This window comes from Bradyrhizobium sp. NBAIM01 (assembly GCF_020194115.1).
In the GTDB taxonomy this organism is placed as follows: Bacteria; Pseudomonadota; Alphaproteobacteria; order Rhizobiales; family Xanthobacteraceae; genus Bradyrhizobium; species Bradyrhizobium yuanmingense.
Map to the genome: position 1 here is coordinate 256434 of NZ_JADYVU010000002.1, position 18376 is coordinate 274809.

The 18376-nt window shown below is 65.2% G+C and carries 19 protein-coding genes; 12 read left to right on the forward strand and 7 right to left on the reverse strand.

Annotated elements, in window-relative coordinates:
• Positions 1 to 5: 5 nt before the first annotated feature.
• From I6F31_RS07580 to I6F31_RS07590, 3 genes are all read right to left on the reverse strand, one after another.
• Complete coding sequence (locus I6F31_RS07580) at positions 6 to 587, reverse strand: TadE/TadG family type IV pilus assembly protein (protein ID WP_035998094.1); 582 nt, start codon at positions 585 to 587, stop codon at positions 6 to 8.
• A 205-nt stretch (positions 588 to 792) separates the two neighbouring features.
• Positions 793 to 1296: a pilus assembly protein N-terminal domain-containing protein gene (locus tag I6F31_RS07585; protein ID WP_035998084.1), complete on the reverse strand. Its 504-nt coding sequence runs from the start codon at positions 1294 to 1296 to the stop codon at positions 793 to 795.
• A 250-nt stretch (positions 1297 to 1546) separates the two neighbouring features.
• Positions 1547 to 2374, reverse strand: coding sequence for a sterol desaturase family protein (locus tag I6F31_RS07590; protein ID WP_036036840.1), 828 nt, complete (start codon positions 2372 to 2374; stop codon positions 1547 to 1549).
• A gap of 272 nt (positions 2375 to 2646) precedes the next feature.
• On the opposite strand from I6F31_RS07590, the gene I6F31_RS07595 reads away from it, so the two are divergent.
• The 10 genes from I6F31_RS07595 to I6F31_RS07640 all read left to right on the forward strand — a co-directional run bounded on the left by I6F31_RS07595 (position 2647) and on the right by I6F31_RS07640 (position 11579).
• The gene (locus I6F31_RS07595; RefSeq protein WP_025033956.1) at positions 2647 to 2811 is read left to right on the forward strand and encodes a Flp family type IVb pilin; all 165 of its coding nucleotides are present in this window, start codon (positions 2647 to 2649) and stop codon (positions 2809 to 2811) included.
• 77 nt (positions 2812 to 2888) lie between these two features.
• The gene (locus tag I6F31_RS07600; RefSeq protein WP_162131143.1) at positions 2889 to 3029 is read left to right on the forward strand and encodes a hypothetical protein; all 141 of its coding nucleotides are present in this window, start codon (positions 2889 to 2891) and stop codon (positions 3027 to 3029) included.
• A gap of 122 nt (positions 3030 to 3151) precedes the next feature.
• On the forward strand, positions 3152 to 3676 hold the full coding sequence (locus I6F31_RS07605; RefSeq protein ID WP_035998077.1) for a prepilin peptidase: 525 nt from the start codon (positions 3152 to 3154) through the stop codon (positions 3674 to 3676).
• 129 nt (positions 3677 to 3805) lie between these two features.
• Positions 3806 to 4603, forward strand: coding sequence for a Flp pilus assembly protein CpaB (gene cpaB, locus I6F31_RS07610; RefSeq protein WP_035998075.1), 798 nt, complete (start codon positions 3806 to 3808; stop codon positions 4601 to 4603).
• Positions 4600 to 6090 carry a type II and III secretion system protein family protein gene (locus I6F31_RS07615; RefSeq protein WP_225185202.1) on the forward strand — a complete coding sequence of 497 codons (1491 nt, stop codon included), beginning with the start codon at positions 4600 to 4602 and terminating at the stop codon, positions 6088 to 6090. Before cpaB ends, I6F31_RS07615 begins: the two co-directional genes overlap by 4 nt.
• A 20-nt stretch (positions 6091 to 6110) precedes the next feature.
• Positions 6111 to 6845 carry a CpaD family pilus assembly protein gene (locus I6F31_RS07620; protein ID WP_035998073.1) on the forward strand — a complete coding sequence of 245 codons (735 nt, stop codon included), beginning with the start codon at positions 6111 to 6113 and terminating at the stop codon, positions 6843 to 6845.
• Positions 6842 to 8110 (forward strand): AAA family ATPase, encoded by a 1269-nt coding sequence (locus tag I6F31_RS07625; protein ID WP_035998070.1) that lies wholly within the window; start codon positions 6842 to 6844, stop codon positions 8108 to 8110. The genes I6F31_RS07620 and I6F31_RS07625 overlap by 4 nt, the downstream gene beginning before the upstream one ends.
• A gap of 21 nt (positions 8111 to 8131) precedes the next feature.
• Positions 8132 to 9601, forward strand: a complete 1470-nt coding sequence (locus tag I6F31_RS07630) for a CpaF family protein (RefSeq protein WP_225185203.1) — start codon at positions 8132 to 8134, stop codon at positions 9599 to 9601.
• Between the two features lie 16 nt (positions 9602 to 9617).
• Positions 9618 to 10595, forward strand: coding sequence for a type II secretion system F family protein (locus I6F31_RS07635; protein ID WP_057028159.1), 978 nt, complete (start codon positions 9618 to 9620; stop codon positions 10593 to 10595).
• A 9-nt stretch (positions 10596 to 10604) separates the two neighbouring features.
• Positions 10605 to 11579, forward strand: a complete 975-nt coding sequence (locus I6F31_RS07640) for a type II secretion system F family protein (RefSeq protein ID WP_036021591.1) — start codon at positions 10605 to 10607, stop codon at positions 11577 to 11579.
• A gap of 48 nt (positions 11580 to 11627) precedes the next feature.
• Here I6F31_RS07640 and I6F31_RS07645 read toward each other — a convergent pair whose 3' ends face one another.
• The 3 genes from I6F31_RS07645 to I6F31_RS07655 all read right to left on the reverse strand — a co-directional run bounded on the left by I6F31_RS07645 (position 11628) and on the right by I6F31_RS07655 (position 14448).
• Positions 11628 to 12455, reverse strand: a complete 828-nt coding sequence (locus I6F31_RS07645; protein WP_036021589.1) for a tetratricopeptide repeat protein — start codon at positions 12453 to 12455, stop codon at positions 11628 to 11630.
• Between the two features lie 96 nt (positions 12456 to 12551).
• Positions 12552 to 14057 (reverse strand): metallophosphoesterase, encoded by a 1506-nt coding sequence (locus I6F31_RS07650; protein ID WP_225185204.1) that lies wholly within the window; start codon positions 14055 to 14057, stop codon positions 12552 to 12554.
• A gap of 175 nt (positions 14058 to 14232) precedes the next feature.
• Entirely contained in the window at positions 14233 to 14448 is a 216-nt protein-coding gene (locus I6F31_RS07655) for a hypothetical protein (RefSeq protein ID WP_225185205.1), read from the reverse strand.
• A 59-nt stretch (positions 14449 to 14507) separates the two neighbouring features.
• Between I6F31_RS07655 and I6F31_RS07660 the strand changes: the two genes are divergently transcribed.
• Positions 14508 to 15881: a leucyl aminopeptidase family protein gene (locus I6F31_RS07660; protein ID WP_225185206.1), complete on the forward strand. Its 1374-nt coding sequence runs from the start codon at positions 14508 to 14510 to the stop codon at positions 15879 to 15881.
• A complete protein-coding gene (locus I6F31_RS07665) occupies positions 15874 to 16728 on the forward strand; it encodes an NlpC/P60 family protein (RefSeq protein ID WP_225126427.1) in 855 nt (284 codons plus the stop codon). The genes I6F31_RS07660 and I6F31_RS07665 overlap by 8 nt, the downstream gene beginning before the upstream one ends.
• A 7-nt stretch (positions 16729 to 16735) precedes the next feature.
• On the opposite strand, the gene I6F31_RS07670 is transcribed toward I6F31_RS07665, so the two are convergent.
• Complete coding sequence (locus tag I6F31_RS07670; protein WP_225146388.1) at positions 16736 to 18373, reverse strand: ABC transporter ATP-binding protein; 1638 nt, start codon at positions 18371 to 18373, stop codon at positions 16736 to 16738.
• Between the last annotated feature and the right edge of the window lie 3 nt (positions 18374 to 18376).

The following is an 18376-nucleotide window of genomic DNA, read 5'->3' on the forward strand; positions in this document are numbered from 1 at the left end:
CTGCATCAGAAGGGTTCGTTCTTGAACGCCACCGTCGCCACCATCAGCCGCTTGTTGCTGCATCCCGCGTTGTAGCCGAGGCCGGTGACGATGAGCGGCCATTGATAGAACAGGCGCACCACGACGACCTGGCCGGAGGTTCCGGCACTGTACTGCATCCCGGAGGGATTGAAGGTGCAGGAATTGCCGAAATTGGTGAGGCTGAGCGTCCCGAACGAGCTGGTGCTGACGACGTCGACGTACAGCTTGCTGCAATCGAACAGCGCCGGAATCTTGCTGCAGACGAAGGTCTTGAACGTCGTCTGATCGCATGCAGCGACCGTGTTGGGCGCGGACTGGCAGGCCGCCACCGAGCCGCCCTGCGCCTGAGCCTGGCCGGTTAGAATCGCGCGCGCGGAGTCCTGCGCGATGGTCTCGAGCACCTGGCTGGAGAAGAACATGAGCGCCGTCTCGAGGATCGCGAACAGCAGCGCGAAGAACATCGGTGCGACCAGCGCAAATTCGACGGCTGCGGAGCCGCGGCGGTTGCCGCGAAACCGGAGCAGCGCTTTCCGGAGCGTGAACCTCGTAGGTGCAGGCGATGGCATCTCGTCAAATTCCCCAGCGGCCGGCGTTCATCTGCCCGTTCAATAGCGGAAACTGATTGTCTAAGTGTTTCAGACGATCCGCTTCCGGCGGACCGCGCCGTTAACACCGCGTTAACCAGCGCCCGCAAGCGGGAGGAAGCACGGCATGCAACGAGGTGCCGCCCTCGAATCGAGTGGCTTGGCGGGATCGAGGCCCGCCCGTGGGCTAGTTTGGCTTGGCAGCCGCGCCGGCACCCGCACCTCCGCTGGCGCTGCTGCTCAGCGTACCGGCCTGGCTCATCGCGTTGTTGAAATAGGTGTCGCTGTCGCCGAGCGTCACGCGGCGCTGGCAAAGCGGCACGCAACTGTAGGACTCCCGCTCGACCCCGCGATAGACGGTGACGAGCCGGTCGCTCGGACCTTCGACCTGGATCTGGCGGTCCACCAGAATCTCGCCGCCGCGGTCGAGCGCGATGAAGTTGGTGGCCCCGTAGCCCTTTCCGGTCACGACGATCATGCCGCCGGGCTGGAGCGTGACGTCGGCGATCAGGGGATTGCCGACCACGATGGTCGCCACCTTGCCGGGCAGCCGCACCAGCTTGGCCTGGTCGACATTGACGGCGATGGTATCGGCGACGGGCTCGGCAAGGCTGGCGGCCGGCGAGGCCAGCACCGCAGCGGCAACCAGAACACAGACGCGCACATGACGGCGCAGCATTTCTTTACGCATACTCTTACCCCCGGGACGTCACAAACCGGCAGAAGCGACGAATACAGCGGAGCCGGTGCCCGACCCGGCTAACCTGCCTTTAATTCGTGAACGTTCCGCAAACTCGCCGCGTATTGTTTGAACGGACGGACATTTGCGGGGCCCGTCCCCTAAAGCGCGATGAGTTTTGGATGAATCGTCATCGCGCTTTAGGTTGTTGTTTACGCATGATCTTTCCGGAAAACTGCTTCGCACTTTTTCGGATTATGCTTTAGTGCCGGAACGGATAGGCGAGCTGGCCCCCGATCTCCTTGGGCATGGCCGCTTCGTCCTTGCCGTAATCCTGTGGCAGCCTGCCCTCCGGCATGCGGAAGGTGCCGAACAGCACGTCCCAGATCGGGAACGTTCCGGCGAAATTGGTGTCGCCGCCCTCTTCGAGCGAGGTGTGGTGCCAGCGATGGAAGACCGGCGTCGCCAGCACGTATTTGAACGGTCCGAAAGTCCAGTTCAGGTTGGCGTGCACGAAGGCCGAGTGGAAGGTGGTGAACGGGCCGACCCAAACCATGACGTTCGGGGAGATGCCTGCCATCAGCAGCACGACGTCGACGCTGATCGTCCCGAGCAAGAGATTGACCGGATGGAAGCGCGCCGCGGAGATCCAGCCGATCTCCTCCGACGAATGATGGATGGCGTGATATTTCCAGAAGCCGCCGTCGTGGAAAAGCCGATGCAGCCAGTACAGCATGAAATCGGACAGCACCAGGAACAGCACGGCCTGCAGCCACAGCGGCAGCTGCGCCAGCGGACCGTGGCCATTGTCGTAAAAGGCGATGAGCTCGTCGGCGTCGTGGATGTTGAAGACGACGCTGGCGCCGACAACCAGCAGCCCAATCCGCATGGTGCGGGCGAACACCGGAACGAAGAACCAGTAGCAGATGTCGGTGACGATCTCCCGCTTGCGCCACCACGGCGCGCCGGGATTGCAGGCCCAGAAATGCTCCAGCACGGTGAAGACCGCCGCGAGCACCAAGGTGACCGGGATCACCTTGACGATGGTCTCGCCGAGCATCAAGGCGACTTGCATGGGCAGGCTCGACATCGTCGCCTCTCTCCGCGAATTCCGCTGTAGCTTAAGGCCTACTCCGCGAAATTTAAGGGAGGGTGAAGCACGCGCCGCGTTGGCGGCGCATCCGGAACCGCAACGAATTTGCAGGTGCCGTCTTAAGGCGAAATTCACTCTGGGCAAAAGCATCGCGCCGGACGTGGGATTACCCGGTCGAATTAACTCTCCCGAAAGAGCTCGGCTCTCATGGTCGTCGCGTCAACGACAGCGCCGAACGAGGCGGTCCCCACCCAGACGGAGTTTTGTTCATGAAGAACTTGATTGCGCGTTTCGCGAAGGATGAATCCGGCGCGACCGCCATCGAATACGGCCTGATCGCCGCCGGCATCGCGCTGGCCATCATCACCGTCGTCAACAATCTCGGCACCACGCTGAACGCCAAGTTCAGCTCGATCAGCACCTCGCTGAAGTAAGCGGGTCCACGAACGACGGCAAAAGCCCCGGACCTCCGGGGCGTTTGTTTTTCTGAAGACGGCGAGTTCCAGTGGCGTTGCACGAGTTCAGAACCGATGCCGCGGTCGCGGCCCACGAGACCGAAGCGGCGCAGGCCGGCTCGCCGGTCTATTGGATCTGCCTTGCGCTGCTGGTTGCGACGGTCGCGCTCGCCGCACGTATTGCCAGCTTCTGGTGAAAGCGCGTTCGTCGGCCGGGGCCCGGGCGCGCCCGTGCCGCCGTTGTCGGTTTGTTTAGCATCGCGCGCTAGCATCGCCCGAAGCAGCTCCCGCGACAAACCCAGGCCTCAAGACGCAGCCCATGATTCTCGACCTTGCGCGCCTTCTGCTCTTCCCGGCCCTGATGGCGTTCGCCGCCGCGAGCGATCTCTTCACGATGACGATCTCGAACCGCGTATCGCTGGCGCTGGTGGCGGGCTTCTTCGCGCTCGCCCTCGCCGGGGGCATGGCACCTTACGAGATGCTGAGTCATGTCGGCGCCGGTGCGCTCGTTCTGGTCGTGGCCTTCACCTGCTTCGCCATGGGCTGGGTGGGCGGCGGCGACGCCAAGGTCGCTGCCTCCGTCGCGCTCTGGTTCGGCTTCCCACATCTGATGAACTTCCTGCTCTACGCCTCGCTCTTCGGCGGCGCGCTGACGCTGCTCCTGCTGCAGTTCCGGCAGTGGCCGCTGCCTTACGGGCTGGCAGGACAGGCCTGGCTCGCACGGCTGCACGCCAAGGAGAGCGGCATTCCCTACGGCATCGCGCTCGCGCTGAGCGCGCTGATGGTCTACCCGGAGACCGAATGGGTGAAGACGATCGACCTCGCTCGCCTCGCGCTGCGCTGAACGCCCCGGGTAAACCCGGCGTTAAGGCGATTTAGATACGCCTCATTAACCATGCTTTGACGAATAGCTGGTCAACTGCCGATCACGGCGGCGGCAGCGTCGCGGCGTATTGTTGGAAAGTTGAAGCGTATGAATAGGGCACGCATTGTCGTCCTGACGGTCGCCATCTGCGCCGGCGGCGTCGCCGCGTACCTGGCGAGCGGCTCCGACAATTCTGCGCCGCCTCCGGTTCCGGTCGCACAGCTGCCGACCGTCGACGTCCTTGTGGCCAAGAACGATATCGGCCTCGGCCAGACCGTGAAGCCCGAAGACGTGCAATGGCAGACCTGGCCGACCGCGACCGCCAGCGCCACCTTCATCCGACGCAACGAGCGCCCCGACGGTGCGACCCAGGTGACCGGCTCGATCGCGCGCGCGCCCTTCATCCAGGGCGAGCCGATCCGCGACCAGAAGCTGGTCAAGGCCGAAGGTTCCGGCTTCATGGCGGCAATCCTGCCCACCGGCATGCGGGCGATCTCGACCGAGATCTCGCCGGAGACCGGCGCGGGCGGCTTCATCCTGCCCAACGACCGCGTCGACGTCCTGCTCACCCGCCGGCTCAAGAACCCGGATCAGAGCAGCGGCGCTCCCGACATCGTCACCTCCGAGATCATCCTGGCCAATATCCGGGTCCTGGCCATCGACCAGGCACCCAAGGAGAAGGACGGGCAGAACGCGGTGATCGGCAAGACCGTCACCCTCGAGCTCAATCCCGCGCAGACCGCAACGCTCTCCGCGGCGCGTCAGAGCGGCACGCTGTCGCTGGCGCTGCGCAGCATCGTCGACGTCAAGATGAGCGAGATCACGCTCGATGACTCCGCGCAGAAGCGCGACGGTGTCTCGATCATTCGCTACGGCATTCCAAGTCAGGCGGCTAAGGCACGATGAAGACAGTCGACATCAAATACAGGGCAGATTCGGCGACGATGCGGACCTCACTGGTCCGCGCCCTGTCGTTTTCGGCCGCCCTCGCGCTGGCGCTCAGCCCGACGATCGCCCCGGCGGTCGCCGCCGATTACCGCCCTCTGCCGCAGGCCGCGGCGGACGGCCAGATCAACGCGCGTTTCCTCTCGCTCGGCATCGGCAAGTCGGTCGTGATCGACCTGCCGCGCGACATCAAGGACGTGCTGGTCGCCGATCCCAAGATCGCCAATGCGGTGGTCCGCTCCGCACAGCGCGCCTATATCATCGGCGCCGCGGTCGGCCAGACCAATATCGTGTTCTTCGATTCCGCCGGGCAGCAGATTGCGGCCTACGACATCGCGGTGAAGCGCGACCTCAACGGCGTGCGGGCCGCACTGAAGCAGGTTCTGCCCAACTCAGACATCCAGATCGACGGCCTGGGCGACGGTATCGTCCTGTCCGGCACGGCCGCCAACCCTATGGAGGCGCAACAGGCCAACGAGCTCGCTGCGCGCCTGGCCGGCGGCGTCGACAAGGTGGTGAACTCGATCGTGGTGCGCGGCCGCGACCAAGTCATGCTCAAGGTGACCGTTGCCGAAGTCGCGCGTACGATCGTCAAGCAGCTCGGTATCGACCTCACCGCCAACCTCAACTACGGCACATCGGTGGTGAGCTTCAGCAACTCCAACCCGTTCACGGCCCTCGGCCGTAATCTGGTGGATGGCAACAATCTCACTGCGAGTTTCGGCGCGACGCCTTCGGTGCAGGCGACCCTGCGTGCGATGGAGAGCGCGGGCGTGATCAGGACGCTTGCCGAGCCGAACCTGACCGCGATCTCCGGGGAGTCCGCCACCTTTCTCGCCGGCGGCGAATTTCCGGTGCCGGCAGGTTATTCGTGCGATCCCGTCACGCGCGTCTGTACCACTCAGATCAGCTTCAAGAAGTTCGGCATCTCACTCAACTTTACGCCTGTGGTCCTGAGCGAAGGCAAGATCAGCTTGCGGGTGATGACCGAGGTCTCCGAACTGTCCAATGAGAATGCGATCACGCTGTCGCAGGCGGTGACCTCGAACACGGTCAACTCGCTGACGGTACCCTCAATCAAGACACGCCGCGCAGAGACTTCGCTGGAAATTCCGTCCGGCGGCGCGATGGCGATGGCCGGCCTTATCCAGCAGCAGACCAAGCAAGCTGTCAACGGAATGCCGGGGCTGATGCAGCTCCCGATCCTCGGCACGCTGTTCCGCAGCCGCGACTTCGTCAACAATGCAACCGAGTTGGTCGTGATCGTGACGCCCTATGTGGTCCGCGCGGTGGCGCCGAAAGACCTGTCGCGGCCGGATGACGGCTTCGCCCCGCCTGCGGATCCGCAGGCGCAGCTGATCGGCAATATCAACCGGATCTACGGCGTGCCGGGCCGGACCGAAGCGGCCAAGAACTACCGCGGCACCTACGGCTTCATTACCGACTGAGGCGGAACGGGGATTTCACGATGATCACGAGACCACCCCAGCTTCGCAAGCGCGCCATCAGCCTCGGTGGCGCGCTCATCGGCCTCGCGCTCGCGGTCGGGGGCTGCCAGCACGACGAAGTCCTCACGGCATCCATTCCCGACGACTACAAGCAGCGCCATCCGATCGCGGTCGAGGAGCAGAATCGCTCGATCGTCGTCTTCGTGGGTCATGCCCGCGGCGGATTAACCGCGGCCCAACGCGCTGACGTGATGGGCGTGGCATCGGCGTGGTTGCAAGAAGGCACCGGCGCGATTCGCATCGACGTGCCCTCCAATACGCCCAATGCTCGCCCGGTCGCCGATACGATGCGTGAGATCCAGGCGATGCTGGCGGCGGCAGGCGTTCCGCCGCGCGGCGTCAGCCTTCACCCCTACCAGCCGCAAGACAAGCGCTTCCTCCCCCCGATCCGGCTCACCTATTCCAGGATTGCCGCAGTCGCCGGTCCCTGCGGCCTGTGGCCGGAAGACATCGGACCCTCGATGAAGAACAAGCGCTGGTTCGAGAACAAGGACTATTACAACTACGGCTGCGCTTATCAGCGCAACCTCGCGGCCATGGTCGACAATCCGTCGGATCTTGAGCAGCCGCGGCCCGAAACTCCGTCATACACGCCGCGGCGCATCACCGGGTTCGAGAAGTATCGCAAGGGAACGACGACGGCGACCACCTATCCCGAGGCCGACAGGGCCAAACTCAGCGACACCGGCAAATGATCAGTTACGCGCGCCAGACACACGAAGAGCAGCCGGCAGCAGCTCCTCCGCCGGTCGAGGAGCATATTGCGCCTGCGCCGCGCGTCTCAGTTCAGGCCTTCTGCGAAACCGTGGAGACGGCCGCCGCGGTGCAGTCGGCCGGCGAGGATCGCCGTCTCGGCAAGGCTCACCTGAAGATCCAGATGGGCGGCATGGCGGCCGCGATCGAAGCCTACCGCTCGGCTCCCACGCCGAACGTGATCGTGCTCGAGAGCGACGGTCGCAACGACCTGCTGGGCGGACTCGACCAGCTCGCCACCGTCTGCGATGCCGGCACCCGCGTGGTGGTGATCGGCCGCATCAACGACGTCACGCTCTATCGCGAGCTGGTGCGCCGCGGCGTCAGCGATTACGTGCTCGCGCCGGTCGGCGCGATCGACGTCGTACGCTCGATCTGCAACCTGTTCTCGGCCCCCGAAGCCAAGGCAGTCGGCCGCATCATCGCCGTGGTCGGAGCCAAGGGTGGCGTCGGGGCTTCGACCATCTCGCACAACGTCGCGTGGGCGATCGCGCGAGACCTCGCGATGGACGCCGTCGTCGCCGATCTCGACCTCGCCTTCGGCACCGCCGGGCTCGACTACAACCAGGATCCGCCGCAGGGTATCGCCGACGCCGTGTTCTCGCCTGACCGCGTCGACACCGCGTTCATCGACCGCCTGCTGTCGAAATGCACCGACCATCTCAGCCTGCTGGCGGCGCCTGCGACGCTCGACCGGGTCTATGATTTCGGCACTGACGCGTTCGATGCCGTATTCGACACGCTGCGCTCTACCATGCCCTGCATCGTGCTCGACGTTCCGCATCAATGGTCGGGCTGGACCAAGCGGGCCTTGATCGGGGCGGACGACATCCTGATCGTGGCCGCGCCCGACCTCGCCAATCTGCGCAATACCAAGAACCTGTTCGATCTGTTGAAGGCCGCGCGCCCCAACGACCGGCCGCCGCTCTACTGCCTGAACCAGGTCGGCGTGCCGAAACGGCCCGAGATCGCCGCCGCGGAGTTCGCCAAGGCAATCGAGAGCCAGCCGGTCGTCTCGATCCCGTTCGAACCGCAGATCTTCGGCTCGGCGGCCAACAACGGCCAGATGATCGCGGAGATCTCCGCCAACCACAAGTCGATCGAGATGTTCCTGCAGATCGCCCAGCGCCTGACCGGCCGCAGCGAGACCAAGAAGCAAAAGTCGTCCCTGCTTTCACCTCTGATTGAGAAGTTGCGGGGAAGATAAGCCGCCGCATGGAGTTGTTAAGTGTTCGGTAAGCGTAGCGGAACAGACACCGACCTTCGGGCACCCAAGCCCGGCGCCGTGTCGCTCGAGCCTGCCCCGGCTCAGGCGCCGACGGTTTCGCGCGCTCCGCCTCCGCCGGCCGTCGCCTCGCCGCCGCTTGCGCCCGCCAAGGCTCCGCCGCCTCCGGCCATGGAGAGCCGGCGTTCGGACAATTATTACGAGGTCAAGGCGACCATCTTCGGCGCGCTGATCGAGGCCATCGACCTCGCCCAGCTCGCCAAGCTCGATTCGGAGTCCGCGCGCGAGGAAATCCGCGACATCGTCAACGAGATCATCGCGATCAAGAACATCGTGATGTCGATCGCCGAGCAGGAGGAGCTGCTCGACGACATCTGCAACGACGTCCTCGGTTACGGCCCGCTCGAGCCGCTATTGTCGCGCGACGACATCGCCGACATCATGGTCAATGGCGCCAACACCGTCTACATTGAGGTCGGCGGCAAGATCCAGCGTACCGGCATCCGCTTCCGCGACAACCAGCAGCTTCTCAATATCTGCCAGCGCATCGTCAGCCAGGTCGGCCGGCGCGTCGACGAATCCTCGCCGATCTGCGACGCGCGCCTCGCCGACGGCTCCCGTGTCAACGCCATCGTGCCGCCGCTGTCGATCGACGGCCCCGCGCTCACCATCCGCAAATTCAAGAAAGACAAGCTGACGCTGGATCAGCTCGTCAAGTTCGGCGCGATCACGCCGGAAGGCGCCGAGATCCTTCAGATCATCGGCCGCGTCCGCTGCAACGTGCTGATTTCCGGCGGTACCGGCTCGGGCAAGACGACCCTGCTCAACTGCCTCACCAACTACATCGAGCACGACGAGCGCGTCATCACTTGCGAGGACGCCGCCGAGCTCCAGCTGCAGCAGCCTCACGTGGTGCGGCTGGAAACCCGTCCGCCCAACATCGAGGGCGAGGGCCAGGTCACGATGCGCGAATTGGTGCGCAACTGCCTGCGTATGCGTCCCGAACGCATCATCGTCGGCGAGGTCCGCGGACCCGAAGCCTTCGACCTGCTGCAGGCCATGAACACCGGCCATGACGGCTCGATGGGCACGCTGCACGCCAACAACCCGCGCGAGGCGCTGTCGCGCTGCGAATCCATGATCACGATGGGCGGCTTTTCCCTTCCGTCGCGAACAATTCGCGAGATGATCTGCGCCTCGATCGACGTCATCATCCAGGCCGCGCGCCTGCGCGACGGCTCCCGCCGCATCACCCACATCACCGAGGTGATGGGCATGGAAGGCGACACCATCATCACCCAGGACATCTTCCTCTACGACATGGTCGGCGAGGACGCCAACGGCAAGATCATCGGCCGGCACCGCTCAACCGGCATCGGCCGTCCGAAGTTCTGGGACCGCGCCCGCTATTACGGCGAGGAGAAGCGCCTCGCCGCGGCGCTCGACGCGGCGGAAGTCGCGCCGAAGACGTGAGCAGATTGGCAGCGCCATGAACATGCAGGTCCTCGCCCTCGCCTTCCTCGCCACCGCAGCAGTGGGTGGCATCGCCTGGGTATTCCTCTATCCGGTGCTGTCTGGGGAGCGAAAGGCGGAAAGCCGCCGTGCCTCGGTCGCGCGCGCCGAAGCGCCCACGGCCCGGCAGGCCGAGAAAACCCAGCGCTCTCGCCGCGAGCAGGTCGAGTCCACGCTGAAGGACCTCGAGGCGCGGCGCGCCCAGGAGAAGAGCGCTCCGCTCAGCGTCCGCCTGTCGCAGGCCGGGCTCGACTGGACGCCGCAGAAGTTCTGGACCGTGTCCGCCGTGGTGGCCGGCGTTTTTTTCGCGGCCGCTATGTTCGCGGGCGGGGGCCTGATCGGCGCCGCCGGTCTTGCCTTTGCCGGCGGCTTCGGCCTGCCGCGCTGGGCACTCGGCTTCCTCAAGAAGCGTCGCGAAACCAAGTTCCTGGCTGCACTGCCCGACGCGGTCGACGTGATCGTCCGCGGCATCAAGGCAGGCCTGCCCTTGTTCGAATCGATCAAGGTCGTAGCCGCCGATTCGCCCGAGCCGCTGCGCAGCGAGTTTCTGGCCATCATCGAGACGCAGGCGATCGGCATGCCGCTGGGCGAGGCCTGCGCGCGGCTTTACGAGCGCATGCCACTGCCGGAAGCCAATTTCTTCGGGATCGTGGTGTCGATCCAGCAGAAATCGGGCGGCAACCTCTCCGAAGCGCTCGGTAACCTCTCCAAGGTGCTGCGCGACCGCAAGAAGATGAAGGAAAAGATCCAGGCGATGTCGATGGAAGCCAAGGCCTCGGCCGGCATCATCGGCTCGCTGCCGCCGATCGTGATGTTCCTGGTCTATCTCACGACGCCGCAATACATCTCGGTGCTTTGGACTCATCCCACCGGCCAGCTGATGCTGGTCGGCTGCGTCGTCTGGATGTCGATCGGCATCCTGGTGATGAAGAAGATGATCAACTTCGATTTCTGACGGTGTCGCATGGTCGAATTCCTCGTCTCGAAACTGCACGACGTCCGTTTCATGACCATGCTGCTCGCGGCGATCGCCGCGAGCGCCACCGTCTATACGCTGGTGATGCCGTTGTTCGCCGGCGAGGGCCTCTCCAAGCGCATGAAGGCGGTGGCGAGCGAGCGTGAACGCATCCGGCAGCGCGAGCGTGAGCGTCTCAACAAGAGCGAGAAGGTTTCACTGCGCCAGACGCCGAAGCAACTCGTCTCCAAGGTGGTCGAGGACTTCAACCTGACCAAGTGGCTCGCGCAGGAGGCTGCGCGGGACAAGCTCATCATGGCGGGTTACCGCGGCCAGGCGCCCTACATCACCTTCCTGTTTGCCCGCATGGTCGCCCCGATCGTGTTCTTGATCGGCTCGGCCCTCTACGTGTTCGTGATCGGAAACATGCAACAGGCGATGCCGATCAAGATCGGCATCTGTATCGGCGCCGCCTATCTCGGCCTCCAGGCGCCGATGCTGTTCCTCAGGAATGCGATCTCCAAGCGCCAGCTCTCGATCAAGCGTGCGTTTCCCGACGCGCTCGATTTGCTCCTGATCTGCATCGAATCGGGCATGTCGGTCGAGATGGCATTCCGGAAAGTTGCGACCGAAATCGTGGGCCAGTCGATCGCGCTGTCGGAGGAGTTCACCCTGACCACGGCCGAGCTGTCCTACCTGCAGGATCGCAAGGTCGCCTATGAGAACCTGGCACGGCGCACCGGGCTCGAGGGCGTCAAGTCGGTGTGTCTGGCGCTGCAACAGGCGGAACGATACGGCACTCCGCTCGGCCATTCCCTGCGCGTCATGGCGCAGGAAAATCGCGACATGCGCATGAACGAGGCCGAGAAGAAGGCGGCCGCGCTGCCGCCGAAGCTCACGGTGCCGATGATCCTGTTTTTCCTGCCTGTGCTGTTCGTGGTCATTCTCGGACCCACCGCCATCAAGGTCACCGAGATGCAATGAGCCGGGCTGGACCGTACGGTCCGCCACCAAGGCCAGGAAGTCAGATGATCAGCCGGGCTGGCTCAGCGAAGCGACCGGCGTCCGCTTCGGCGCGCCGCGCGGGGCCTCGCTACGGCTCAGCATCTCCTTGAGATAGGCGACATTGGCCGCAGCTTGGTCCGGCGGCAGGTCCGCCTTGACGATGGTCTCCGCCTCCGCGAAGCGGCCCTGCAGGCCGACGACCAGGCCGAGATTCTGCCGGACCCGGGCGCTGGCACGCGGCGAGGCATGCGCCTGCCGCAGCGCCTCTTCCGCCTTCGGCAGCTCTTTCGACAGCATGTAGGACAGGCCGAGGTTGGAGAGCACGCCGGGATCACCCGGTGCGATCTTGAGCGCGCTCGCGTAATAGGATCGCGCCTCCTCATGACGGCCCATCTGGTCGAGCGCGGTGCCCTGCACCGAGAGCAGGCGCCAGTCCGGATTGTCGGGCGAATGCGCCTTCGACAGCACGTCGAAGGCCTGCTGGAAATTGCCGTTGTCGGCGAGCGCGCGGCCGTACTGGGCAAGCAGCGCCTTGTTGCCGGGGTTGGCGATGGTCGCCTGCTCGAGCACGGCGGCGGCCTGGGCGCGCTGGCCGTTGGCGCGCAAGGCCTGTCCATAGGCGAGCGCGGCGTCGGCATCTTTGGGATTGGCGCGGTAGCGCTCGCCATAGGCTTCGACCGCACGCGCCGGATCGGTGGGCGCGCGATCGGCGGAGGCCGCGTCCGCCCGGGGGCCGACCGAGCCCGTCACCTCCGAGAGCTTCGACATCGCCGTGCAGCCGCCGAGGCTCATCGCCACCGTCGCGACCAGCGACGTCGAAGCAAGTAGCCGGGTAAGCCTGATCCGTTGACGCATGACGCTTTGACTCTCGAGCTGCTCGATCGAGCCGAACGTGTCAGCAGTAGAATGTTAACCCTAACGGCCGGTTAACAGCGCTCAGACGCGCTTCTCTCACGCCGGCGATGGTTGCGGCGGCGCTTTGCCGCCGAGGCCGAGATCGGGGCCGAGCGCCTGCACCTGCTGATCCAGCTCCAGCAGCAGTTGCAGCCTCTGCCGCCCCCGCCGCTGAACGTCGACACCTTCAGAAGGCAGCCGCGGCACCTGACGCAGGAAGTCGTTACAATTGATCAGGCCTCTCCCGTAGAGCTCATCGAGCTGAGCGCGATCGATGCCGAGCACGTCAGCGGATTGCTCGATCAATCGGCCGAGCAACGTCTTCACCGCGGCGAGCGCGTCGCTGTCGAATCCCGGCCGGGATCTCGCGGCCTTACGCTCGAGCTCCGCCCAGGCATGGGCCGAGACCATGTAGGTGTAGAGCGCTATCGCCCAGTTCGGCTCCGCCCCATCGTAAAAGCTGCCACGCATGAACAGCCGGCGGACGATCGCCGCGACCTGGTCGCGTTTCAGTGTGCGGGACGAGGCCGCCTCGATCGCCGACTGGACGGCCGGATCGCGGGAAAAGTCCCGCCCCGCCGGCAGCCTGATGACGCCGCCCGGCAGGTTGGAATCGAGCGGCCTGAAGGCCGCATCGTTGCGGAGCCTCGTATAGCGGGTGATCGCGAAGCGGTGCTCGTTGCGGCCGGCATGGGACGCGGGGCCGAAATGGACGAGGTTGAAACCGGCATCGTCGCCGGCTTGCCCGGTCGAGGACGGACAGGAGAGCACGTAGATCGTGCGCCAGAACGCCTCACCGCTCTCGCTCGACGTCGCACGCGGATCGGGGATGGAATAGCGGGTCAGCCCCTCGACATGGCGATGACCGTGCAGAACCAGATCGACGTTGAGCGAGGTGGCGGCCTCGAGGAAGGTCGCGGGTGCGGCGAGATACATCAGCGGCTCGTCCGGCATGCCTAGAAAGCGCTTTCCTTCGCCGGTGGCCTGCGGCAGTGGGTGATGGTGCAGGGCCAGCACACGAACCAGATTTTCCGCCGGCTCGGCGTAGTCGGCGCACCCGGCCGAACCGATGCTTCCCGCGACCTCGGCGCTCAGCCGGGCGGAATCGGCGACCATCGCCTTGTAAGCGCTCTCGTCGATCTTGCCGCTCGCGAGCGCCTTCAAGTTGGCGCGATTGGAATCGAGCAGCACCAGGTCGAGGCCTGCCTGACGGTAATAGACATTCTTCGCCGTCCGCGGCAGGTGCAGGTAATCGTAGGCGTCGTGACGGCCCGCACGCTGGCTCGGCCGCTTGACGTCGTGATTGCCTGCCACGGCTTGGATGTCGGTGAATAGCCCCGTCTGCCGGAAGCATGCGACGACGGCGAGCGCCTCGTCGAGCGCGCGCGGCGTTGGGTCGTCCACCAGATCGCCCGTGATCAGCAGGATGCGATCGGGAACATTCGCGGCAGCCGCCATCTTCTCGCAAATCGCGGCCCTGAGCGTCTCGATGGCCGGAAGCAGCCGGCCCGACCCGTCCAGATGCAGGTCGGAAATCTGCGCAACAACGAACGATCTATCCATTTTGCGCCGCTCATCTGCATATGCTGCGCCGCCCAAACAATGAGAAAAATGCTTCGACGAGCAGATTCAGCCGTATCGACCCAACCTGGGCAAGCACCATACCGCCGCGTGTCTGCGTTCGGGCTCATGCAGAACAAGCGACACAATCTAAAATGCTCGTCGATAATGCCACAACCTAAGCGCTAGTAAAGCCCTGCGGCCGTGGCGTTGCGAACGGCAGCTCTCGGCGTGAGATACGAGATTTGTCCGCGGACGGTTTCGTCGCGCCCGGTCGATACTCGATGGCAAGCCGCTCGCGGATCTCGTCGAGCGCATCGAACCGCATGCCCACCTTGCGGCGAGTAGCGGCTCGCTGAACGGTGACGGCAAAGCCGATTGCAGCGGCGGCCAAACTCTGCGAAGTCTCGTCCGTTCGCATGACTCGCCTGAACTGACGATCCGGACCCGCCAATGCCTTCTGTCTTCGAGACGTCATCCACCGCCACCCCGATCACCTTCGTCACCAAATCGAGCTGGGATCAGGTCGCCGAAACGCTGCCGCCGGCGCAACGCCAGTTCGCGCGTGCCAGCGCCTTCGCCGCCAAGCCGGGCAGCTATCTGGCGCTGCCCGCGACCGACGGCACCATTGCGCAGGTGCTGTTCGGGCTCGAGGAAGAGGATGCAAGATCGCGCGACCTGTTTCGGCCCGGCGCCCTGCCCGGCCTCTTGCCGCCCGGCACCTATCGGTTTGCCAATGCACCGCACGATGCGCGGCTGGCCGCGCTCGCCTTCGCACTGGGTTGCTACCGCTTTGCCCGCTACCGCAAGGCAGATCGCCCCGAGATCCGGCTGGTGCCGCCTGACAGTGTCGACGCGGCCGAGATCGAGCGGATTGCCGATGCGGCAATGCTCGCGCGCGACCTCATCAACACGCCGTCCAACGACATGGGCCCGGATGAGCTCGCCGCGGCCGCGCAAGCGCTCGCCACCGAGTTCGGCGCGAGCTTTTCCTGCACCGTCGGCGAAGAGCTGGCGAAGAACTTTCCGCTGATCCACGCCGTCGGCATGGCCTCCAGCCGCGCGCCGCGGCTGATCGACATCGTCTGGGGCGATCCTGATCATCCCAAGGTGACGCTGGTCGGCAAGGGCGTCTGTTTCGACACCGGCGGGCTCGACCTGAAGCCGTCGAGCGGCATGCTGATCATGAAGAAGGACATGGGCGGCGCAGCCAACGTGCTGGCGCTGGCGCGCATGGTGATGGATGCGAAGCTGAAGCTGCGGCTGCGCGTGCTGATTCCGGCGGTGGAGAACGCCATCGCCGGCAATGCCTTCCGTCCGCTCGATATCTTCACCTCGCGCAAAGGGATCACCGTCGAGATCGGCAACACCGACGCCGAAGGCCGCCTCGTGCTCGCCGACGCGCTGGCGCTGGCCGATGAGGAGAAGCCCGATCTGCTGATCGACCTGGGCACGCTGACCGGCGCCGCCCGCGTCGCACTGGGGCCGGATCTGCCGCCGTTCTACACCCATGATGAGACGCTAGCTGCCGACCTCGCGCGCTGCGCGATGAGGGAGAACGATCCGTTGTGGCGCATGCCGCTGTGGCCGCCCTACGATGCCTGGCTGGACTCCAAGGCCGCCACCATCACCAATGCACCCTCGGGCGGTTTCGCCGGCTCGATCACCTGCGCGCTGTTCCTGCAACGCTTCGTCGAGCACGCCAAGAGCTGGCTCCATGTCGACATCTATGGCTGGACGCCGTCGGCGAAGCCGGCGCGGCCCGAGGGCGGCGAATGCCAGGCCGCACGCGCCATCTACGCACTGCTGAGCGAGCGCTATGCCTGATCCAGGACACGACCCGAGGCTGACGCCGGCGCGGGGCGACCTTGCCGCCAAATATCTCGAAGGCAAGGTCGAGGCGCAGCGCTTCGTCGAGGGTGACGAGTTCGAGGTCGTTGAGCCGATCGCGCCCATGCGCGAGCAGCCGTCCTCGAACGCGACGTTGATGACCGAAGCGCTGCGCGGCGAACGCGTCACCATCTACGACCGCAACGGCGAGGGTTGGGCCTGGGGCCAGCTCAGTAGCGATGGCTATGTCGGCTGGCTCCCGGATGCGGCGCTCGCAAAACCGTCGGCTGCCGCAACGCACTTGGTCGGCGCACTGCGGACGTTTGCGTTCCCCGGCCCCTCGATCAAGCTGCCGCCGGCCGACACGCTCGTGATGGGATCGAAGCTTGCCGTGGCGCGCGAGGACGGCAGCTTCGCCGTGACGCACGACGGCAGATATCTGCCGAGAACGCACCTCATCCCGCTCGATCATCGCGAGCCGGATTTCGTCGCGGTGGCCGAGCGCTTCGTCTGCACGCCCTATCTCTGGGGCGGCAAGAGCAGCTTTGGCATCGATTGCTCCGGCCTCGTCCAGGTCTCGCTGACATCAGCCGGGATCGGCTGCCCGCGCGACAGCGACATGCAGCTCGCCGGTCTCGGCCGCACGCTGGAGCCGCACGAGCGGAGCAGCTCGCAGCGCGGCGATCTGATCTTCTGGAAAGGTCATGTCGCCATCGTGCGCGACGCCACCACCATGGTTCACGCCAATGCGCATCACATGGCAACGGTGATCGAGCCGATCGAGCCGGCGATCGCGCGGATCAAGGCGGCTGGCAGCGAGGTCGTCGCGATCAAGCGGCTCTGACGGAGCGCTACGTCGCCACCGCCCCGTTCCCGGCCGTCTCCAGCCGGAACGCGGCCGCGAACAGCGCTCGGGTATAATCCGTCTTCGGATTCCTGAACAATTCGGCCGCCTGCCCCTCCTCGACCACCTTGCCGCCGCGCATCACGATGAGGTGGCTGGCGAGCGAGGCGACGACACGCAAATCGTGCGAAATGAACATGTAGGTGAGCTCGCGCTTGCGCTGGAGCTCGCGCAACAGATCGACCATCTGCGCCTGGAACAGCATGTCGAGCGCGCTGGTCGGCTCGTCCAGCACGACGAAATCAGGCTCCAGCACGATCGCGCGCGCGATCGAGATGCGCTGACGCTGGCCGCCGGAGAATTCGTGCGGATAGCGGAAGCGCGTCTCCGGATTGAGTCCGACATCCTCGAGTGCCTTGACCACGCGCGCCTCGCGTTCCTCGCGCGAGAGCGCCGGCTGATGCACGGACAGGCCCTCGGCGATGATGTCGGCGACCGACATGCGCGGTGAGAGCGAGCCGAACGGATCCTGAAACACGATCTGCATGTCGCGCCGGAAGGGACGCATCTCCTTGAAGCGCAGGCCCTGGATGTCGTTCCCTAAGAACACGATGCGTCCGTTCGAGGAGATCAGCCGCAGCAGCGCCAGCCCCAGCGTGGTCTTGCCCGAGCCGGATTCGCCGACCACGCCGAGCGTCTCGCCCTTGCGTACGGCGACACTGACCCCATCGACCGCCTTGATGTGACCGACCGTTTTGCGCATCAGGCCGCGCTTGATCGGGAACCAGACTTTTAGGTCATTGGCCGACATCACCACCGGCGCATTCGGCTGCGGCGGCGCCGGATCGGGCTTGGGCTCCGCCGCGAGCAGGTCGCGTGTATAGGGATGTTTCGGGGTCTTGAAGACCTGCTCGACCGGACCCTGCTCGACGATCACGCCGCCCTTCATGACACAGACGATGTCGGCGATCCGGCGCACGATGCCGAGATCGTGGGTGATGAACAGCAGGCTCATGCCGAGCCGCGCGCGGATCTCGGCGAGCAGCGCCAGGATCTGCGCCTGCACCGTGACGTCGAGCGCCGTGGTCGGCTCGTCCGCGATCAGAAGATCCGGCTCGTTGGCGAGCGCCATCGCGATCATCACGCGCTGGCGCTGGCCGCCGGAGAGCTGGTGCGGATAGCTGTTCAGCCGCGTCTCTGGATCGGGAATGCCGACCTGGGTCAAGAGCTCCAGCGTCCGCTTGCGGGCCTGCGCATTGCTGGTCGGATTGTGCAGCTGGATGATCTCGCCGATCTGCGCCTCGATCGTGTGCAGCGGATTGAGCGAGGTCATCGGCTCCTGGAAGATGATGGAGATGTCGCTGCCCCTGATCTCCCGCATCTGCTGCTCGGACTGGTCGATCAACTCCTGGCCCTTGAAGCGGATGCTGCCGGACGGATGGGAGGCATTCGGATACGGCAGCAGCTTCAGGACCGAGAGCGCGCTGACCGATTTGCCGGAGCCGGATTCGCCGACCAGCGCCACGCATTCGCCGCGCTTGATCTGGAACGAGACCTTGTCGACCGCAAGCGTGGTGGCGCCGCCCTGGTGAAAGGCCACCGAGAGGTCGCGAACGGCGAGCAGGGGCTGGTTGATCGCATCCATGGC